At 69.3% G+C, this 18,362-nt stretch carries 16 protein-coding genes; 10 read left to right on the top strand and 6 right to left on the bottom strand.

Annotated elements, in window-relative coordinates; translation table 11 throughout:
• Positions 1–17: 17 nt before the first annotated feature.
• Genes ACZ50N_RS06545 through idi form a run of 3 tightly spaced genes read left to right on the top strand, consistent with a single transcriptional unit; the run spans position 18 to position 2,663 of the window.
• Positions 18–833: a magnesium transporter gene (locus ACZ50N_RS06545; protein ID WP_464468781.1), complete on the top strand. Its 816-nt coding sequence runs from the start codon at positions 18–20 to the stop codon at positions 831–833.
• Positions 830–2,062, top strand: coding sequence for an Nramp family divalent metal transporter (locus ACZ50N_RS06540; protein WP_464474947.1), 1,233 nt, complete (start codon positions 830–832; stop codon positions 2,060–2,062). Before ACZ50N_RS06545 ends, ACZ50N_RS06540 begins: the two co-directional genes overlap by 4 nt.
• Before the next feature lie 55 nt (positions 2,063–2,117).
• Positions 2,118–2,663 carry an isopentenyl-diphosphate Delta-isomerase gene (idi, locus tag ACZ50N_RS06535; protein WP_046361686.1) on the top strand — a complete coding sequence of 182 codons (546 nt, stop codon included), beginning with the start codon at positions 2,118–2,120 and terminating at the stop codon, positions 2,661–2,663.
• Here idi and ACZ50N_RS06530 read toward each other — a convergent pair.
• The 5 genes from ACZ50N_RS06530 to ACZ50N_RS06510 are packed head-to-tail and all read right to left on the bottom strand — an operon-like array spanning position 2,660 to position 8,771.
• Complete coding sequence (locus ACZ50N_RS06530; RefSeq protein WP_277243560.1) at positions 2,660–3,670, bottom strand: DUF5914 domain-containing protein; 1,011 nt, start codon at positions 3,668–3,670, stop codon at positions 2,660–2,662. The two genes, idi and ACZ50N_RS06530, sit on opposite strands and share 4 nt — an antisense overlap.
• Positions 3,667–5,202: an FAD-dependent oxidoreductase gene (locus ACZ50N_RS06525; RefSeq protein WP_277243561.1), complete on the bottom strand. Its 1,536-nt coding sequence runs from the start codon at positions 5,200–5,202 to the stop codon at positions 3,667–3,669. The genes ACZ50N_RS06530 and ACZ50N_RS06525 overlap by 4 nt, the downstream gene beginning before the upstream one ends.
• Positions 5,203–5,212: 10 nt before the next feature.
• On the bottom strand, positions 5,213–6,160 hold the full coding sequence (locus ACZ50N_RS06520; RefSeq protein ID WP_046361689.1) for a phytoene/squalene synthase family protein: 948 nt from the start codon (positions 6,158–6,160) through the stop codon (positions 5,213–5,215).
• Positions 6,157–7,665, bottom strand: a complete 1,509-nt coding sequence (gene crtI, locus ACZ50N_RS06515) for a phytoene desaturase family protein (RefSeq protein ID WP_464474946.1) — start codon at positions 7,663–7,665, stop codon at positions 6,157–6,159. Before crtI ends, ACZ50N_RS06520 begins: the two co-directional genes overlap by 4 nt.
• Positions 7,665–8,771 (bottom strand): polyprenyl synthetase family protein, encoded by a 1,107-nt coding sequence (locus ACZ50N_RS06510; RefSeq protein WP_464475599.1) that lies wholly within the window; start codon positions 8,769–8,771, stop codon positions 7,665–7,667. The genes crtI and ACZ50N_RS06510 overlap by 1 nt, the downstream gene beginning before the upstream one ends.
• A gap of 362 nt (positions 8,772–9,133) precedes the next feature.
• On the opposite strand from ACZ50N_RS06510, the gene ACZ50N_RS06505 reads away from it, so the two are divergent.
• The 3 genes from ACZ50N_RS06505 to ACZ50N_RS06495 all read left to right on the top strand — a co-directional run bounded on the left by ACZ50N_RS06505 (position 9,134) and on the right by ACZ50N_RS06495 (position 13,273).
• Entirely contained in the window at positions 9,134–10,828 is a 1,695-nt protein-coding gene (locus ACZ50N_RS06505; RefSeq protein ID WP_046361692.1) for an APC family permease, read from the top strand.
• 63 nt (positions 10,829–10,891) lie between these two features.
• Entirely contained in the window at positions 10,892–12,403 is a 1,512-nt protein-coding gene (locus ACZ50N_RS06500) for an APC family permease (RefSeq protein ID WP_464474945.1), read from the top strand.
• Positions 12,404–12,412: 9 nt separating this feature from the next.
• Complete coding sequence (locus ACZ50N_RS06495; protein ID WP_464474944.1) at positions 12,413–13,273, top strand: universal stress protein; 861 nt, start codon at positions 12,413–12,415, stop codon at positions 13,271–13,273.
• Positions 13,274–13,348: 75 nt separating this feature from the next.
• Here the strand turns inward: ACZ50N_RS06495 and ACZ50N_RS06490 are convergent, their stop codons facing one another.
• The gene (locus ACZ50N_RS06490; protein WP_048424609.1) at positions 13,349–14,842 is read right to left on the bottom strand and encodes a gamma-aminobutyraldehyde dehydrogenase; all 1,494 of its coding nucleotides are present in this window, start codon (positions 14,840–14,842) and stop codon (positions 13,349–13,351) included.
• Positions 14,843–14,965: 123 nt separating this feature from the next.
• On the opposite strand from ACZ50N_RS06490, the gene ACZ50N_RS06485 reads away from it, so the two are divergent.
• The 4 genes from ACZ50N_RS06485 to ACZ50N_RS06470 all read left to right on the top strand — a co-directional run bounded on the left by ACZ50N_RS06485 (position 14,966) and on the right by ACZ50N_RS06470 (position 18,352).
• Positions 14,966–15,487: an Lrp/AsnC family transcriptional regulator gene (locus tag ACZ50N_RS06485; protein WP_043406241.1), complete on the top strand. Its 522-nt coding sequence runs from the start codon at positions 14,966–14,968 to the stop codon at positions 15,485–15,487.
• Positions 15,484–16,872, top strand: coding sequence for an aspartate aminotransferase family protein (locus ACZ50N_RS06480; RefSeq protein ID WP_046361696.1), 1,389 nt, complete (start codon positions 15,484–15,486; stop codon positions 16,870–16,872). Before ACZ50N_RS06485 ends, ACZ50N_RS06480 begins: the two co-directional genes overlap by 4 nt.
• A 15-nt stretch (positions 16,873–16,887) precedes the next feature.
• Complete coding sequence (locus ACZ50N_RS06475) at positions 16,888–17,889, top strand: SMP-30/gluconolactonase/LRE family protein (protein ID WP_464474943.1); 1,002 nt, start codon at positions 16,888–16,890, stop codon at positions 17,887–17,889.
• Positions 17,890–18,049: 160 nt separating this feature from the next.
• On the top strand, positions 18,050–18,352 hold the full coding sequence (locus ACZ50N_RS06470; protein WP_046361698.1) for a hypothetical protein: 303 nt from the start codon (positions 18,050–18,052) through the stop codon (positions 18,350–18,352).
• Positions 18,353–18,362 lie beyond the last annotated feature (10 nt).

Below are 18,362 nucleotides of genomic sequence, written 5' to 3'. Positions count from 1 at the left end.
TCGGGCATGCTGCTCAGGTGCTGACGCTGAGCCAGGTCGTCGGGACCGCCGTCCGCGGTCCCGACGGGACACCGATGGGTCGCGTTGCCGACCTGACGGTCAGCCTCGCCGACCCGAACCCACTGCCGATGATCGACCGCGTGCTGATCCGGCGGCCGCACGCCCACGACCTGTTGCTTCCGTGGTCAGCGGTGTCGGCCGCCCAAGGCTCGCTGTCCCTCACCGGCGAGGCCGCGGGGTTCGCGATCGACTCCCTCGCCGCGGCGCTCGACGACGACGAAATCCTGTTGGGGCGCGACGTTCTCGACACCCAGGTGGTGGACATCGGCGAGCAGCGACTGGCGCGAGTCGCCGACGTGGTGCTCGCCCGCACCCCCGACGGACACATGGAGGTCGTCGGGGTCGAGGTCGGATTCGGCGCCGTGCTGCGCCGACTCGGGCTGCGCGCGCTGGCCGCACGCGCCGGACGGGATGCCGTCGCGTGGAGTGATCTGCATCTGACATCCGATCGCGGCCACGCCGTGCAACTCGCCACCCCGCGTTCGGCGGTGCATCACCTCGACGCGCGTGCCCTCGCCACACTGGTGGCCCGGCTGGACACCGGCGCGGCGACCGCCGTGCTCGCCACCCAGGAGCCGCACGCGGCCGCCGAGATCGTCCGCGCCGGACCCGATGCGGTCGGCGAGCGTGTGTTGCGAGCACTGCCCGACACCGCCGCCGCCCAGATCGTCGCAGCGATGCCCGCCGAGCACGCCCAGACCTGGCGCCGCCGTCTCGCCCAACCCCGGGCCCGGCGGTTCCTGCGCTCGCACGTCTGGCCGCGTCGCACATGACGCGCCGCAAGAGGTTCGCCCTCGGTGGGCTGCTCGCAGTCGTCGGCCCCGGTCTTCTCGCGGGACTCTCCGACGACGATCCCGCCGGCATCACCACCTATTCGGTGCTCGGCGCCGAGCACGGCTATCAACTGCTGTGGGTGCTGCTGCTGTCGACCGTCGCGCTGGTGATGTTCCACGGCCTGGCCGCCCGGATGGGCGTGGTCACCGGCCAGGGCCTGATCGGTCTGGTACGCCAGCGCTACGGCGTCCGCGTGGGCGGCACCGTGCTGATCGCGCTGGTGATCGCGAACATCGGCACCACCTGCGCCGAATTCGCCGGCATCGCCGCAGGATTCGAACTGTTCGGCATCAGCCGCAACATCAGCGTGCCCGCCGCCGCGGTGATCGTGTCGATGCTGGTGCTACGCGGCAGCTTTCACCGTGTCGAGCATGTGTTGCTGGCGTTGTCGACGGTGTTCCTCGCCTACATCGCGTCCGGTGTGCTGGCGCGTCCCGACTGGGGTGCGGCGGCCAGGGGGCTCGTGGTGCCGAGCATGCCGACCGACGGCGCGACGATCGCGATCGTCACGGCGACCGTCGGCACCACCCTGGCGCCCTGGGGACTGTCGTTCATCCAGTCCTACGCGGTCGACAAGAAGCTGCGCACCGAGGATCTGGTCTTCGAGCGCATCGACGTGGTGACCGGGGCGGTACTGACCGGCGTCATCGGCTTCTTCGTCGTGGTGGCCTGCGCCGCGACACTGCACCGCGACGGCCGGTCGATCAGCGACGCCGCCGACGCCGCCGTCGCGCTGCAGCCGCTGGCAGGCGACACGGCCGCCACCCTGTTCGCCGTCGGCCTGATCTGCGCGGCGCTGCTCGCCGCCTCGGTGCTCCCGCTGTCGACGGCGTACTCGGTGTGCGAATACGCCGGCGTCGAAGCCGCCCTCGACGATCCATTCACCGACGCGCGGACGTTCTACGTCTCCTTCGGGCTGGTGACCGCGCTGGGAGCAGCGGTGGTGCTCATCCCCGGCGCGCCGCTGGTGACCATCCTGGTCGGCACGCAGGTACTCAACGCGGTGCTGCTGATACCGCTGCTGATCGCGATGATCGGCACGGGTCGCGACCGGGATCTGATGGGCGAGTTCGCGATCGGCCGGTCGGCCACCATCGCCTACGGCGTGACGACCGCGGTGGTGCTGGTGTGTGTCGCCGTGCTGGCGGTGGTGTCGGTCACCGGATGAGCCGAGTCTCGCCGGCCAGACCCATCCGAGGCCGGGGCGGCCCCGAATGCGGAGTATGGCGTCTTCCAACACCGTTGAACTGGTCGTCCTGGTCGACGACGACGGCCACCGCCTCGGCTCCGCACCCAAGGCGCAGGTCCATCACGAGTCGACACCGCTGCACCTGGCGTTCTCCTGTTACCTCTTCGACCACGCCGGCAACGTCCTGCTGACCCGGCGGGCCCTGCACAAGCGGACCTTCGCCGGCATCTGGACCAACTCCTGCTGCGGCCACCCCGCCCCGGACGAGTCGATGACCGACGCGGTACACCGCCGCGTCGGCGAGGAACTGGGCGTCGGCATCGTCGAGCTGACCTGCGTGCTGCCCGACTTCCGCTACTACGCGGTGGCGTCCGACGGCGTCGCCGAGAACGAGCTCTGCCCGGTCTACTGCGGACTCATCGACGGGCCCGTGCGCGCCGATCCGGAGGAAGTCATGGACCACCAGTGGGTGCCGTGGGAGCAGGCCTGCACCGCTGCCCGCCTGGGCTGGGCGATCAGCCCGTGGGCCGCCGAGCAGATTCCGCTGCTGGACCACGCGGGCGTCCCGCAGGGCCGCTAACCCCGGGTCTGGAACAGACGCTCCGCGTAGGCCAGGTCGTCGCGCCACAGTCTGGCCGCCGCGCGGCGCATCAGGGGCCGCAGCAGCGGTCCGGCCACCAGCCCCTTGCCGAAGTGCGGGCGATCGGAGTGCGCGATCACAGCCTCCACCACCGCGGTCCTCGGCCGCCCGTCCGAGCCCGGACCGAGCGGCGTCGCGTGGGTCTCCACCACGCTGCCCTGACCCTCGCCCTCGATGATGCGCATCGTGACCGTGCGCGGGCCGGGGGTGGTGAACTCCGCGATCACCGGAACGCCGAGGCGACCGATACGGAACGTGACGTCGACGACGAAGCGGTCCAGGGCCTCGGGGAGGTCGTCCTCGGCCGGCGGCGCGCTGAGGACCTTGAGCTGCGTGAACGAATACGGGTGAAACCACGCGCCGTGCCACGGATCGAGCCGATTGGCCACGACGTCGGCCGGTTCGCAGACCCCCTCGAGCCGGGTGACCGCCGCCAGCGCCGGGTCGCCGGGACGTGGCATGGGCGGAGGCGTGTCGGACGGTGGCGACGTCGCCGGGTCGAGCGCGTCGTCGAAGCGCACCCAGCACAACACCCCGTCGTCGTGCGAGGCGTACGGCTTCCACGCGCCGTGCCTGCGCTCGCCGAGGCGCAGACCATGCCACGGGCACACCAGCGTGCCGCACTCCACCGGTGCGGTGGCCAGATCGGCACCCAGATGCGGGCAGGCCCGCGGTGCGACGAGCAGGCCGCCGTCCGCCCCGCGCCACGCCACGATCTCCCGGCCGGCGACCGTCGTCCCCAGCGCCGAGGTGGTGAGCGTCGAACTCTCCGCGAAGGCGAACCAGTTGCCGCCCGGTCGGCGCTGGGCGCGGCGCAGAGCCGACGCGATCAGCGTGGGGCTGGCATCGGCGTACGTCGGCGTCTGGGCCGCCCAATCCAGCGCCGGAAGCACCTCGAACGGCGAGACCGCGGCCATCCGGGCGCGCCAGCCCTTGGCGTCGCTCATCGGGATGCCCCCGCAGTCGCCAGCCGGCGCAGCACACCGGAGCGGCCCTGATTGGGCACCGTGTACAGCTCATGCCCGGCCACTCCGAACCTGTGCAGCAGCTCGTTGGCGGCCGTCCAGCCCGTCGTCGCCGCCCGCTCCATCAGGGCCACCGGAAGGTCGATGCGAATACCGTCCCCCGCCAGCATGATTCGGGGATCGGGTGTGCGCACCGTCGGCCGCTCGGCGAAGTCGCCCGGGGCGAAACGTGGGCAGTCGCCGCGGAGCAGCACCCGCTCGTCGACAATCGAAGCAGTCACCGTCTCAGGGTAGAGCTCATGCATGCGCGCGATCAGGGCGTCCCGCACCGTGTTCATCGATTCGGTGTCCGTCGGTTCGCTGACCGAGTAGGCGTGCAGTTCCACCACCGATCCCCCGGTGCGCGCCGCCCAGCGCGCCGCCTCCCGCTCGTACCGTTCGACGACGCTGATGTTGTCCAGCGGTTCGCGCCCACCCGTCCCGACGAACGCGGCGCGGTCGGGACGCACCGGCCGGTTCAGCCACAACCGCAGCACCATGAACGGCGGCGCCGTGCCCAGCGCGGCGACCCGCTCCCGCCACGGTGTATCGCCGAGCTCGGGTGACGCCGCGACGATGCGCTGCAGAGCGGTGACGTCGGTGGCGAGGACCACGCCGTCGGCGTCGAGAACATCACCGCCGGCGGTGTGGACCGTCACGGTGTCCCCGGTGGTCACCGCGTCGACGCTCACCCCGGTGCGGAACACCACGCCGCGACCGCTGAGATAATCGCGCAGCGGATTCCACAGCGCCGCATCGAAATTCGCGTTCGCGACGTCGAAGATCAGGCCTTCACTGGAACCCAGGAAGTAGATGTGGAACATCGTGACCAGTTCACCGGCCGACAGCGCCTCGGGACGTGCGAAGAAGCTGCGCGCGAACACCTCGAACGCGAGGTGGCGCGCCGCATCAGGAAAGTTGATGTCGCGCAGGAAAGTCTGCGCATCCCGGTGGTCGAGCAGTCGATAGGTGTCCGGGACGGACACCGCCGCCAGGGGCGCAGCAGCCTTGGCGTCGATGCGCACGAGGTCGCGCAGTCGAAAGGTGGGGCTGCGCAACGCGAATGCCAACGCGTTCAGCGGTGGGGTCTGCGGCAGTCCGCGGAACGTGTCCCGCCGGCCGGCGCCGTCGATCAGCGGATAGTCGGCCACCGGCGTCAACGCGGACAGGGCGGGATCGCCACGCTTGAGCAGTGCGCGCAAGTTGTAGTACTGCCGGAAGAACGCGTGGAAGCCGCGGTTCATCCCGGTCTGCGAACCGTCGGCAAGCGTCTCGGTCCAGCCGCCCACCCGGCCCCCGAGATAGCTCTCGCGCTCGACGACATCGACAGCGACCCCACGTTCGGCAAGGCCGGTGGCTGCGGCCAGGCCGGCGATCCCGCCGCCCACCACGACCACGCGAGGTCTGCCACCGTCGCTGGTGATCGCGGGACGCCCGGCGCGGGCGGGCCAGGTCTGACGGCGGCGGTCAGTCACGAGCCACCGATCACACGCTGCCGTGCCGGGCGCGCGCCACCCACGACTTACCCAGCCCCGCCAGCGCGACGACCGCTCGCCGCGGCTTGCCCACGGTGGCGCGCCGGCCGAAGATGTCGAAGTCAGACGCCTCGATGCGGCCGAGGATCTCCGAGTACAGCGTCGACGCAGCGGCCACGCACGGCCGCGAGGCGTGGGCGAGCTTGCCGATGCCGGGTTGCGCCTCGTCGTAGGTCTTGCGGGTGATCGCGTGCTGTTCGGCCAGCGCGGCACGCAGTCGCGGTTCGGTGCGCCGGTTGGCCTGGCACCACCGCAACAGATCCCGATCCACACCGTGGGCGGCGAGCTCGTCGGCGGGCAGATACACCCGGCCCCGGTGCAGATCCTCGTCGACGTCGCGCAGGAAGTTGGTCAGCTGGAACGCCTTTCCCAACGCGGCGGCATAGGGGGCGGCCTCGTCCCGCGGGACGACGGTGCCGAGGATCGGCAGCATCTGCAACCCGATGACCTCGGCCGAGCCGTACATGTACTTCTCCAGGGCGGCACGGTCCGGATAGTCGGTGACCGTCAGATCCATCCGCATCGACGCGAGGAAGTCGTCGAACAGATCCCAGCCGATGTCGTACTTGCGCGCGGTGTGCACCACCGCGGCCAAGACCGGGTCGTCGCCGCACGGCTGGTTCTCGACCAGCGCGTTGAACAGTCGTGTCGACAGCTGCTGCAGCTGCTCGGCACGTTCGTCGACGGTGCGCGGATCGTCGAGATCGTCGAGGATGTCGTCGGCGAAGCGCGCGAACCCGTACAGCGCATGCACAGCGGGGCGCTGTCGCGGCGCCAGCAGCCGGGTGGCCAGGAAGAAGGTCTTGCCGTAGCGGGCGTTCAGGCTGCGGCACTGCCGATAGGCGTCGCGCAGCGACGGGTCCCGGACACCCGCCGCGTCGAGCTCGGTGTGGATCATGGGCGGTTGACCTCCGAGGTGGGCTGGCTGGCGTGCACGCCGGTGATGCGATCGGCGGCAAGCCGCCCGGACATGATCGCGGTCGGCACGCCGACCCCGGGGACGGTGGAAGACCCTGCGAGCACCACGTTGTCGACGCCGCGGACGGTGTTCGCCGGCCGGAACGGCCCGGTCTGAGAGAACGTGTGCGCCAACGCGAACGGGCTGCCGGCAGCCATACCCTGCCGGCTCCAGTCCGCCGGGGTCACGACGTGGAGGACCTCGGCGTCATCGGCGACACCCGGCGCGCGCTTGCGGACAGCGTCGATCATGTCGTCCACGTAACCCGGCCCGACGGTGTCCCAATCCACTACGCCCACATCGGTGTTCGGGGCAGGAGCGAGCACGTAGAGCAGGTCGCGACCGGCCGGGGCCAGTGACGGATCACCCGCGGTCGGCCGGGTCACCAACAGCGACGGATCACGCATGGTGCGGCCGTCATCGATGATGTCGCGGAACGTCTGGTGCCACGCGTCGCCGAACAGGATCGTGTGATGCCCGGCGGCCTCACCGACGGCCTCGCAGCCGACGTGTGCGACGACCGCCGACGGTGCGGCGCGCAACTTCACCGGCCTGCGCGGGGTGCGCCGCACCAGGCGGTAGGTGTCGGGCAGCTCGGTGGTGAGCACCACCGCGTCGGCCGGCACCCGGACACCCTCCGCGGTCCGCACCGCGGTCACCCGGGACCCACTGAACTCGAGTTCGGAAACCGTTGCGTTGTAGACGAATTCGACGCCCGCATCGGAGGCCGCGGCGGCCATCGCGTCGGGCAGGGCACGCACCCCGCCCTGCGGGAAGTACACCCCGGCCACCGTGTCCATGTACGCGATCACCGCATACGCGGCCAGCGCGCTCTGCGGTGGCACCCCGGCGTAGAGGGCCTGGAAGGTGAAGACCCGCAGCAGCCGCTCGTCGGTGATGTGGCGACGCACCATCCGTTCCCAGCCGCGGAATCCGCCGAGAGCGGCGAGCCGGGCGAGCTGCGGGGTCAGCAGCGACAGCGGCGAATCGAAATTCGCGCCGATGAAGCCGTCGAACTCGGTGCGGTAGAGCCTGGTCAGCCAGTCCCGCAGGCGGAGATAGCCGTCGGCCTGCTCGCGGCCGGCGAAGCGCTCCACCTCGGCGGCCATCGCGGCGGCGTCGGTGTGGACATGCACCGCACTGCCGTCGGCGAAGCGCGCCTCGTAGGCCGGATCGACCCGTTCCATCGGCAGCCGCGCCGCCAACGAGTCACCGACCGCGGCGAACGCGTCGTCGATGATGTCGGGCATGGTGAGCACCGTGGGCCCGGTGTCGATCTTGTAGCCGCGGATGTCTTCGCGTCCGACGCGCCCGCCCGGGTGGGCGCCGCGCTCGACGACGGTGACGGCCCGGCCGCGGCCGGCCAGCTGCAGTGCCGCCGAGAGCCCCGACAGTCCGGCTCCGACGATGACGACGCGGTCGGTGCGTCCGGTGACGGTGCGCATCACGCCGCCCGCTGGGTGCAGGCGACGGCCATGTCGGCCAACGCGGCTCGAGCGACATCGGGCAGCTCGACGGCATCCAGATGGTCGAGCGCCACGCTGTGCCGGTCGGCGATGAGCCTCTCGATCCACTCCACCGCGCCGCTCGCGACGATCAGGGTGCGCCAGTGCTCGGCGGCCTCGCGGTCGATGTGCGGGCGATTCATCAGGTCGAACAGCTGCTCGCGCAGCGGCTTGTCGGCCAGCTGGTATGCGGCGATGATCACGCTGGTGGCCTTGCGCTCCTCCATGTCGGTGCCGGCCGACTTGCCGGTCAGCGACGGGGTGCCGAACACGCCGAGGAGGTCGTCGCGCAACTGGAACGCTTCGCCGATCGCGGCGCCGTAGGCCGACAGCGCGTCGATCACGTCGTCGTCGCAACCGGCCATCACCGCCCCGATCTCCAGCGGCCTGCGCACGGTGTAGTTGCCTGACTTTCGACGCAGCACGTCGAGAACCTCCTCGAGGGTGGGCAGAGCATGTGAACTGTTGACCAGATCGGCGAACTGACCGATCGCCAGCTCGGTCCGCATGTCGTCGTAGTGGGGCCACACCCGGGCCAACGCGGGCTGCCCGACGCCGCTACGGCGCAGCATCTGCTCCGCCCACACCAGGCACAGATCGCCGAGCAGGATTGCCGCGGACTCCCCGAACCGATCGGGCGAGCCGGCCAGTCCGCGCTCCCGATGCCACCGGCCGAAGGAGATGTGCGCGGCCGGCCGGGCGCGGCGCAGCGGTGAGGAGTCCATGACGTCGTCCTGGATCAGCGCGAATGCGTGCAACAGCTCCAAGCTCGCCGAGGCGCGGACCGCGGCGGCGTGCTCCGCGGAGTCCGCGTCGCCATCCTCGCCGGCCCCGCACAGCCATCCGAGGTACATGAACGTCGACCGCACGTACTTTCCCCCGTCGAGGAAATCGGCGAGCAGGCCGCCGGCGATGTCCACATTCGTCGCGGCCAACCGGCCGGCACACTCGGACCGCACGAACTCGGCGAGATGGCTGCGCACCGACTCGCGCAGTCCGTCGCGCCAGGCGCCCAGCGGATCCCCGGGCGCCCGCGCGCCCGACATCACCAGACGAGGCACCGCCCGTTCGCCATTCCTCAAGCTGACCCCTCCTGGTGGTGCGTCCTGCTCGACCCGCGTCACCACCGATTCGTAGCGCCACCGGCCTCGGATTGGTCAGCGTCGCGACGAACGAAGCGTGGCGGTCGCCACACCGCAGCGTCTCAGTCCACCAGTACCCACTGAGAAGCCAAGCACGTATCGGCGGCGAGGTCACGTCGAATTCCGCCAGGAGATGGCGACGACGGCAGGGAGCCACCGAGCGACGCGGTAACGCTCCAACGAATTCCGAAGCTGTGAAGTTGCTGAATCGACGGAATCAGTCGATAGTGATCCCGTTCACAACGGATTCCAGCAGAGGGGCCCTGATGACCAGCGTGGAAAGCAAAGGACTCAAAGGCGGGGCGCTCGGCCTCGTCTCCAGCATCGTGGTGGGAATGGCCTCCACGGCTCCCGCCTACAGCCTGGCCGCCACGCTCGGCCTCATCATCGCCAGCGGCGGAGCCATCCTGTCGGGCGTCAAAGCGCCCGCCATCGTGCTGATCTCATTCATCCCGATGTACCTGATCGCAGTGGCCTACCAGGAGCTGAACAAGGCCGAACCCGACTGCGGAACCACCTTCACCTGGGCCTCCCGCGCCTTCGGACCGGTCATCGGGTGGCTCGGCGGATGGGGCATCATCGCCGCCGACGTCATCGTGATGGCCAACCTCGCCCAGATCGCGGGGGCCTACTCCTTCACCTTCGCCGGGGATCTGGGCTGGAGCGCGGCCGCCACGCTGTCGGACAGCACGTTCTGGTCCACCGTGGCCGGCGTCATCTGGATCGCCGTGATGACCTACATCTGCTACCGCGGCATCGAGGTGTCGGCACGGTTGCAGTACGCGCTGCTGGCCATCGAGGTCGTCGTGCTGATCGGCCTGTCCATCGTGGCGCTGGTCAAGGTGTACACCCGCACCGCGGAGAGCTATTCGCTGATGCCGTCGCTGTCCTGGTTCTGGCCCGGCGGACTGGACTTCAGCACCGTCATCGCACCGGCGGTCCTGACCACCATCTTCATCTACTGGGGCTGGGACACCGCGGTGGCGTGCAACGAGGAGTCCGACGACCCCGGACGCACCCCCGGCCGGGCCGCGGTCATCTCCACCTTCCTGCTGCTGGCCACCTACGCGCTGGTGAGCGTCGCGGCCGTCGCCTTCGCCGGCGTCGGCACCGACGGCGTCGGGCTGGGCAATCCGGACAACTCCGCCGACGTGTTCGCCGCCATCGGACCGGACCTGTTCGGCGACAGCGTGCTCGGCCACCTCGGCATGCTGCTGCTGTCCGCCTCGATCCTGACCTCAGCCTCGGCGTCGACGCAGACGACGATCCTGCCCACCGCGCGGACCACGCTGTCGATGGGCGTCTACCGCGCCCTGCCCGAATCCTTCGCCAAGATCCATCGGCGCTACCTGACCCCCACCACGTCGACCATCGCGATGGGCGTCGTCTCCGCCGTGTTCTACGTCCTGTTCACCGTCATCAGCACCAACCTGCTGACCGCGCTGATCGGGTCGGTGGGCCTGATGATCGCGTTCTACTACGGGCTGACCGGCTTCGCGTGCGTGTGGTTCTACCGAAAGACGTTGACCCGCAACACCCGTGACCTGGTCATGCGCGGCGTGGTGCCGCTGCTAGGCGGAATCGTGCTCACCGTCGTCTTCGTCTACGGCCTGCTGCAGTACGCCAAGCCCGACTGGCTCACCGACGACGACGGCAACAACGTGACGATCTTCGGCGTCGGCGCGGTCGCAGTGGTCGGCATCGGCGCGCTGATCCTCGGACTGGTGTTGATGGTCATCTGGCGGATCGCCTCACCGGACTTCTTCGCCGGCCGCACGCTCCCCCGGCGCAGCCACGACCTGGTCCTGGAGACCGTGCCCGACCAGGAAGCGGCCGTGGCGCACTTCGGCCTGCCCGACGCCGGGGAGATGCCCACCGTCATCGCCCCCGATCTGTCGAACCTGCCGCCCGGCGAGCGGGCGATCGACCCGCGCACCGGCGAGGAGTTCACCCGGGGCTGATCAGTTCCACAGGTTTCTCGCACTGTCCTGCCAGCTCACTGACAGGACCGTATATTTCCGCGCATGGCGATCACGGAAGAACCGTCGACACCCGCGGTCGGCGGGAAGGGGCTACAGGCAGGCGCCCTGGGGCTGGTGGGCAATGTCGTGATCGGGCTGGCCGCCGTCGCGCCGGCCTACAGCCTGGCCGCCACCCTCGGCTACGTGGTGCTCGAAGTCGGTGAGAAGGCGCCGTCGATGTTCGTGCTGGCGTTCCTGCCGATGCTGCTGGTCGCCTTCGCCTACAAGGAGCTGTCCCAGGACACCCCGGACTGTGGAACCACGTTCACCTGGGGCACCAAGGCGTTCGGGCCGTGGATTGGCTGGATCGGCGGGTGGGGCCTCGCGGTGTCGGCGATCATCGTGCTGGCCAACGTCGCCGAGATCGCCGCGATCTACCTGTACAACTTCCTCGGCCTCGATTCACTGGCCGACAATCCCGTCGCCACGGTGTCGCTGGGCTGCTTCTTCATCATCTCGATGACGTTGATCTCGGCCCGCGGCATCGTCGTCAGCGAACGCGTGCAGAACATCCTCATCACCATCCAGTTCGGCGTGCTGATCGTGGTCAGCATCATCGCGCTGGTCAGGGTGTTCTCGGGAAATGCCGGCGCACAGGCGATCACACCGGAGTGGTCCTGGCTCTGGCCGAGCGGGCTGGACATGTCCTCGATCGCGGCCGCGGTGATCCTGTGCATCTTCATCTACTGGGGATGGGACGCCTGCCTGGCGGTCGGCGAGGAGACCAAGGACCCGGGTAAGACGCCGGGCATCGCCGCGGTGATCACCACGCTGATCCTGGTGTGCACCTATGTACTGGTGGCCTACGCACTGCAGTCCTTCGCGGGTTTCGGTGACGTCGGAATCGGGCTGAACAACCCCGACAACACCGACGACGTGCTCACCGTCCTCGGCGAACCGGTGGCCGGCACCGTCGCCGCGTCGGCACTGCTGCTCACCGTCTCGGTGTCGGCGCTGTCCTCGACGCAGACCACGATCCTGCCGACCGCCCGCGGCACCCTGTCGATGGCGGTGTACGAGGCGATTCCGAAGCGATTCGCCAACGTGCACCCGCGCTACATGACACCGGCGTTCGGGACCATCGTGATGGGTCTGTCCGCGCTGTTCTTCTACCTGCTCCTGAAGGTGTTGTCCGAGAACGCGCTTGCCGACTCGGTGGCGTCGCTGGGGCTGGCGGTGGCCTTCTATTACGGGATCACCGCATTCGCCTGCGTGTGGTACTTCCGCCGCACGCTCTTCGCATCAATGCGAAACCTGTTCTTCCGCGGCATCTTTCCCCTCGTGGGTGGGCTCGCGATGGCCGCCGCGTTCATCGTCAGCGCCAAGGACATGATCGCTCCCGACTACGGCTACACCGCCTTCGGCCCCATCGGCGGCGTGTTCGTGCTCGGCATCGGCATGCTGGTGCTCGGCGTGCCGCTGATGCTGGCCTGCTTCGCCTTCGGCACCAAACGGTTCTTCCGCGGGGAGACGCTGAACGCCCGCACCGAAGTCCAGGTCCCCGACGTCTACTAAGGAATCGCCATGCACCTGACCGTGGGCTACCTCGCCACGCCGACCGGCGACGACGGCGTCGCGCTGGCCGCCGCTCTTGCCACGACGTTCGGCGCGACCGTCGACGTCGTCCTCGTCGTCCGCGAAGAACTCCCCGACGGCCACCCCGGCCGGGCCGAATACCAGCGCCTGCTGCTCGAACGCGGCGAAGAGTGGGTGGCGCGGGCGGTGGCCTCACTGGCCCGCGACGGCATCACCGCGGGCTCGTCGGTGATCGTCGGCGAGTCGTTCGCGCAGACGCTCGTCGACGTCGCTCTGGAGAAATCGTCGGACCTCATCGTGGTGGGCGGGGCGCGGGACGGCTTCTTCGGGCGGCACACGATCGGCCCGGTCACCGGCGCGCTGCTGCACTCCTCGCCGCTGCCGGTGGCGCTGGCGCCGCGCGGTTACGCCGAAGACCCCGACGACAACTTCGCCGCGATCACCGCGGCCGTGCCCACCCGGCCGGGTGACGACAACCCGCTGCCCTTCGCGATCACACTCGCCAGCGCTGCGAGCCTGCGCATCCGCATGCTGTCACTGGTATCGGCGGAGAATCTCGCCGAGGCAGGCAGCGCGCGTGAGGTACGGCAGCTCCAGGTCGCGGCGGCCGAGGAGAACCAGGCCGTCGCCGCGCGGGCGCTGCCCGACGCACCGGACATCGAATCGCTGGTGGCCGACGGCATGACGCTGGAATCGGCGCTCAAGAAGCTCAAATGGGACGACGGCGACCTACTCGTGGTCGGCTCGTCCCGGTTCGCCGCGCCGCGCCGCATCTTCCTGGGCTCGACGGCGTCGAGAATTCTCGCCGGGGTCGACGTACCGGTGATCGTGGTGCCGCGCGACGCGTGAGGACCTGGTTCGCGAAAGTGCACTCACGGTTGCGATCCGGGCGAGATCACGACAGTGAGAGCACTTTCGCGACAGCTACCGCTTGGCGAAAATTGTTCGGTGCCAGTCCTTGTCGACGACGCCGGTGATGTCGCTCATCACGTGCTTGATCGACAGGTACTCCTCGAGCGAGTACTGGCTCATGTCCTTGCCGAAGCCCGACGCGCCGAACCCGCCGTGTGGCATCTCGGAGATGATCGGGATGTGGTCGTTGATCCACACGCAGCCGGCGTGGATCTCCCGCGACGCACGTTGCGCGCGGTACACATCGCGCGTCCACGCCGAGGCCGCCAGGCCGTACGCGGTGTCGTTGGCCTGCCGGATCGCATCGTCGTCGTCGGTGAACGACCGCACCGTGAGCACCGGGCCGAAGATCTCGTCGCGGTAGACCTCCGAGCGCTCCGACACGTCGGCGATCAGCGTGGGCCGATAGAACGAGCCCGGGCCGTCCGGGGCCACGCCGCCGGTCACGATGCGTCCGCCCTCTCCCGGCGCGCGCGCCACCATGTCGGCCACCTTGGCCCGGTGCGCCAGCGTGATCAACGGCCCGAGGTCGGTGTCCGGGTCCTGCGGATCGCCGACGACGATCTTGCTCATCACCTCGGCGACGCCGGCGACGAAGTCGTCGTAGAGCTCGCGGGCGACGATCGCGCGTGTCGCCGCGGTGCAGTCCTGTCCGGTGTTGATCAGCGAGCCCGCGACCGCGCCCTGGATCGCCGCGTCCAGATCCGCGTCGTCGAACACGACGAACGGCGCCTTGCCGCCGAGTTCCAGCTGGGTGCGGTGGCCGTGGACCGCGGCCGCCGCCATCACCTTGCGCCCCACGGCCGTCGACCCGGTGAACGTGACCATGTCCACCCCGGCGTGGCCGGCCAGCGCGGTGCCCACGTCACCGCCCGCGCCGGTCACCACGTTGAGCACCCCGGGCGGCAGTCCCGCTTCACTGGCCAACCGGGCCAGGGTCAGCGTGGTCAGCGGGGTGATCTCGGCGGGCTTGATCACCACCGAGCATCCGGCGGCCAACGCCGGCAACACCTTCCACACCGCCATCTGCAGCGGGTAGTTCCACGGCGTGATCGTCGCGACCACCCCGACCGCCTCCCGGCGGATTGAGGAGGTGTGGTCACCGGAGTACTCCCCGGACGCCTTGCCCTCGAGATGGCGCGCGGCGCCCGCGAAGAAGTCGATGTTGTCGACGCTGCCCGGCACGTCGAACTCGCGGGCCAATCGCACCGGCTTGCCGGTCTGACTGACTTCCTCGGCGACCAGGGTCTCGGCGGCCTCATCGGCGAGCTTGGCCAGTGTGGCCAGGACCGCCGATCGTTCGGCCGGGGTGGCCCCGGCCCAGCCCGACAGTGCCGCGCGGGCCGACGAGACCGCCCGGTCGACGTCATCGGGGGCGGCCAGCGCCATCTGCGCGACCGGCGCACCGGTCGCGGGGTCGATCACCGTGTGCGAGGCGCCGCCGGTGCGTACCGGTTCACCGTCGATCCAGCTGCTGGCGACATCTGTCTCCGAAACCACAGTCATGGCCCAAAACTACCGTGCCCGCACCGGAGAAATCTACGCATTACGGCACCGTCAACGACTCACAGCAAGTGATTTCATGGTTATGGTTGCTTGAAACGACGGATTCCGTGCACAATCACAGGCATGGTCAACCCGGGCGTTCCGCACGCCGTCGGCCCCGTCTCCTTCCGAGTGAACCAATCCCGACCCGGTGCCGCCTTTCAGCTCGACGAGCTGTCCAAGGCCATCATCGAGAAGCTCCAGCAGGACGGCCGACGGTCCTATGCGGGTATCGGAAAGGCCGTCGGCCTGTCCGAGGCCGCGGTGCGCCAACGCGTGCAACGCATGGTCGACGCCGGGGTCATGCAGATCGTCGCGGTCACCGATCCGATGCAACTCGGATTCGCCCGTCAGGCGATGATCGGCGTGCGCTGCACCGGGGACACCACCAAGATCGCCGAGAAGCTGGCCGCCCTGGAATCCGTCGACTACGTCGTGCTGACCGCGGGCTCCTTCGACGCCATCGTCGAGGTGGTCTGCGAAGACGACGACCACCTACTGCAACTTCTCAACACCCAGATCCGCGCGCTGCCGGGAGTGATATCCACAGAAACCCTTGTCTATCTGAAACTTGTTAAACAGCAATACAATTGGGGCACTAGATGACGATCATCTCCGAAACACCGCAGACCACCGACTCCGATTTGGGCGCCCGGGCCAACCGGCACCTGTGGGGCCACTTCGCCCGCCACGGCGGGGACATCACGCCGACGGTGATCACCCGCGGCGACGGCGTCCACATCTGGGACAGCGAAGGCAACAAGTACATCGACGGCCTGTCGGGCCTGTTCGTCGTCCAGGTCGGGCACGGCCGCGCCGAACTCGCCGAGGCTGCTGCCAAGCAAGCCGAATCGCTGGCGTTCTTCCCCCTGTGGTCGTTCGCGACGCCGCCGGCGGTCGAGCTGGCCGAGCGGATCGCGGGGTACGCACCCGGCGACCTGAACCGGGTGTTCTTCACCACCGGCGGCGGCGAGGCCGTCGAGAGCGCCTGGAAGCTGGCCAAGCAGTACTTCAAGCTGACCGGCAAACCCGGCAAATACAAAGTCATTTCGCGGTCCATCGCCTACCACGGCACCCCTCAGGGCGCCCTGGCGATCACCGGCATCCCGACGTTCAAGGCGCCGTTCGATCCGCCGACACCGGGCGGCTTCCGCGTTCCGAACACCAACTTCTACCGGGCGCCCGAGCAATTCAGCTCCGACCCCAAGGCGTTCGGCCGCTACTGCGCCGATCGGATCGCCGAGGCCATCGAGTTCGAGGGCCCCGACACCGTCGCTGCGGTGTTCCTGGAGCCCGTACAGAACGCCGGCGGCTGCTTCCCGCCGCCGCCCGGATACTTCGAGCGGGTCCGCGAGATCTGCGACGAGTACGACGTGCTCCTGGTTTCCGATGAGGTGATCTGCGCGTACGGCCGCATCGGATCGATGTTCGCCTGCAACGATTTCGGCTACGTCCCGGACATCATCACCAGCGCCAAGGGCCTCACCTCGGGCTACTCCCCGCTCGGCGCGATGATCGCCAGCGACCGACTGTTCGAACCGTTCAACGACGGCTCCACCGTGTTCGGGCACGGATACACCTTCGGTGGGCACCCGGTGTCGGCGGCGGTCGCGCTGGCCAACCTCGACATCTTCGAGCGCGAGGGCATCAACGACCACGTCAAGGAGATGGCGCCGGCCTTCCGGGCCACGTTGGAGAAGCTGCACGACCTGCCCATCGTCGGCGACGTCCGCGGTGAAGGATTCTTCTACGGCATCGAACTCGTCAAGGACAAGGCCACCAAGGAGACGTTCAACGACGAGGAGTGCGAGCGGCTGCTGCGCGGGTTCCTCACGCCCGCCCTGTTCGAAGCCGGCCTGTACTGCCGCGCCGACGACCGTGGCGACCCAGTCGTGCAGCTCGCCCCGCCGCTGATCTGCGGACAGCGCGAGTTCGACGCGATCTACGACGTGCTGCACTCGGTGCTGGGCGAAGCCAGCCGCCGGATGTAGGCGAGACTGGGCGGCATGGCCAAACCGCCCATCGATCCCGTCCGCTGGCAGGCGCCCCCGGTGGGGGCCCTGCCAGACTTCCGGTCGGCGGCCATCACGCTGACCGCCGTACCGGGTGGCGAACCCGAGGACGTCGTCGTCGACGGCGCCGGTCGGCTCTGGACCGGCGCCCTCGACGGCAGCATCGTGCGGTTCGAAGCGGACGGCACCGCGCCGGAGGTGATCGCGAACACCGGCGGGCGACCGCTCGGCCTGGCGTTCGCGCGAGACGGCCGACTGTTGATCTGCGACAGCCCGCGGGGCCTGCTGGCGCTGGACCCCGGCAGCGGACGGATCGAGACCCTGGTGGACACGATCGCCGGCCGGAGACTGCAGTTCTGCTCCAACGTCACCGAAACCAGCGACGGCACAATCTATTTCACCGAGTCGACGACGGCGTTCACGGTGGCCCACTACCTGGGCGCGATCCTGGAAGCGCGCGGACGCGGCGCACTGCACCGCCTCGATCCCGACGGGACCGTCACCACCGTCGCTGACGGGCTCTACTTCGCCAACGGGGTCACGCCGACCGCCGACGGCGCGGCGCTGGTCGTGGCCGAAACCCAGGGCCGACGACTGTCGAAGTACTGGCTCACCGGACCGCGCGCCGGGACATGGCAACCGCTCGCCGAGAACCTGCCAGGAATGCCGGACAACCTGTCGACCGGCGCCGACGGGCGTATCTGGTGCGCGATGGTGACGCCGGCCAATCAGCTGGCCGACCGACTCGCCGCCGGCCCACCATTGCTTCGCACGCTGATCTGGCGGCTGCCCGCACGGCTGCAGCCGAAGCCCCGATCCGTGGTGTGGGTCGTCGCCTTCGACGCCGCCGACGGCACCGCCGTCGCCGGAATGCGCACCACCCACCCGCAGCTGCGGATGGTCACCGGCATGGTGGAGAGCAACGACCGGCTGTGGCTGGGCAGCATCGGCGGCCCGTATCTCGGCAGCATCGCGCTCAGCGACACGGTGTCGTGAGACACACTGCGCCACTTTTGGGAAGCATCTCAGGCGGCGCCGGGTTGTACCGCGCGGATCGGACACGCCACGAAGTCCGGTCGCAGACCGACAATTTCACACAGTCAGAACCGCGCGACATCGCTCCACGGCTCCGACCCGATCAAGGGAAGAGCACCCCATGAAGTCATTCACGATCACCACCACCGCCGCTGCCGCCCTCACCGCGGGCGTCCTCGGCTTCGCCGCCCCCGCGCTGGCAGCCCCGTCCGGCGCCGGCAGCGCCGCTGACACGATCAGCGCGCTCGAGGCGCAGGGCAACCGCGTTGTCGTCAACCGGCAGAGCAGCACGCCGCTCGACGAGGCATCGGTGGTATCCGTCACCCGCGGACCCGACGTCCGCCAGGCGGTGCCGAATGCCACCTCCAACGGCGACAACACCCGCTCGGTGAGCAACCAGACGGTGTACGTCAACGTGCGCTGAGCACTGCAGA

It is taken from the genome of Mycolicibacterium obuense (genome assembly GCF_055397605.1).
The sequence above is the reverse complement of the archived record's forward strand: the minus strand, read 5'-3'. Positions and strand labels throughout refer to the sequence as shown.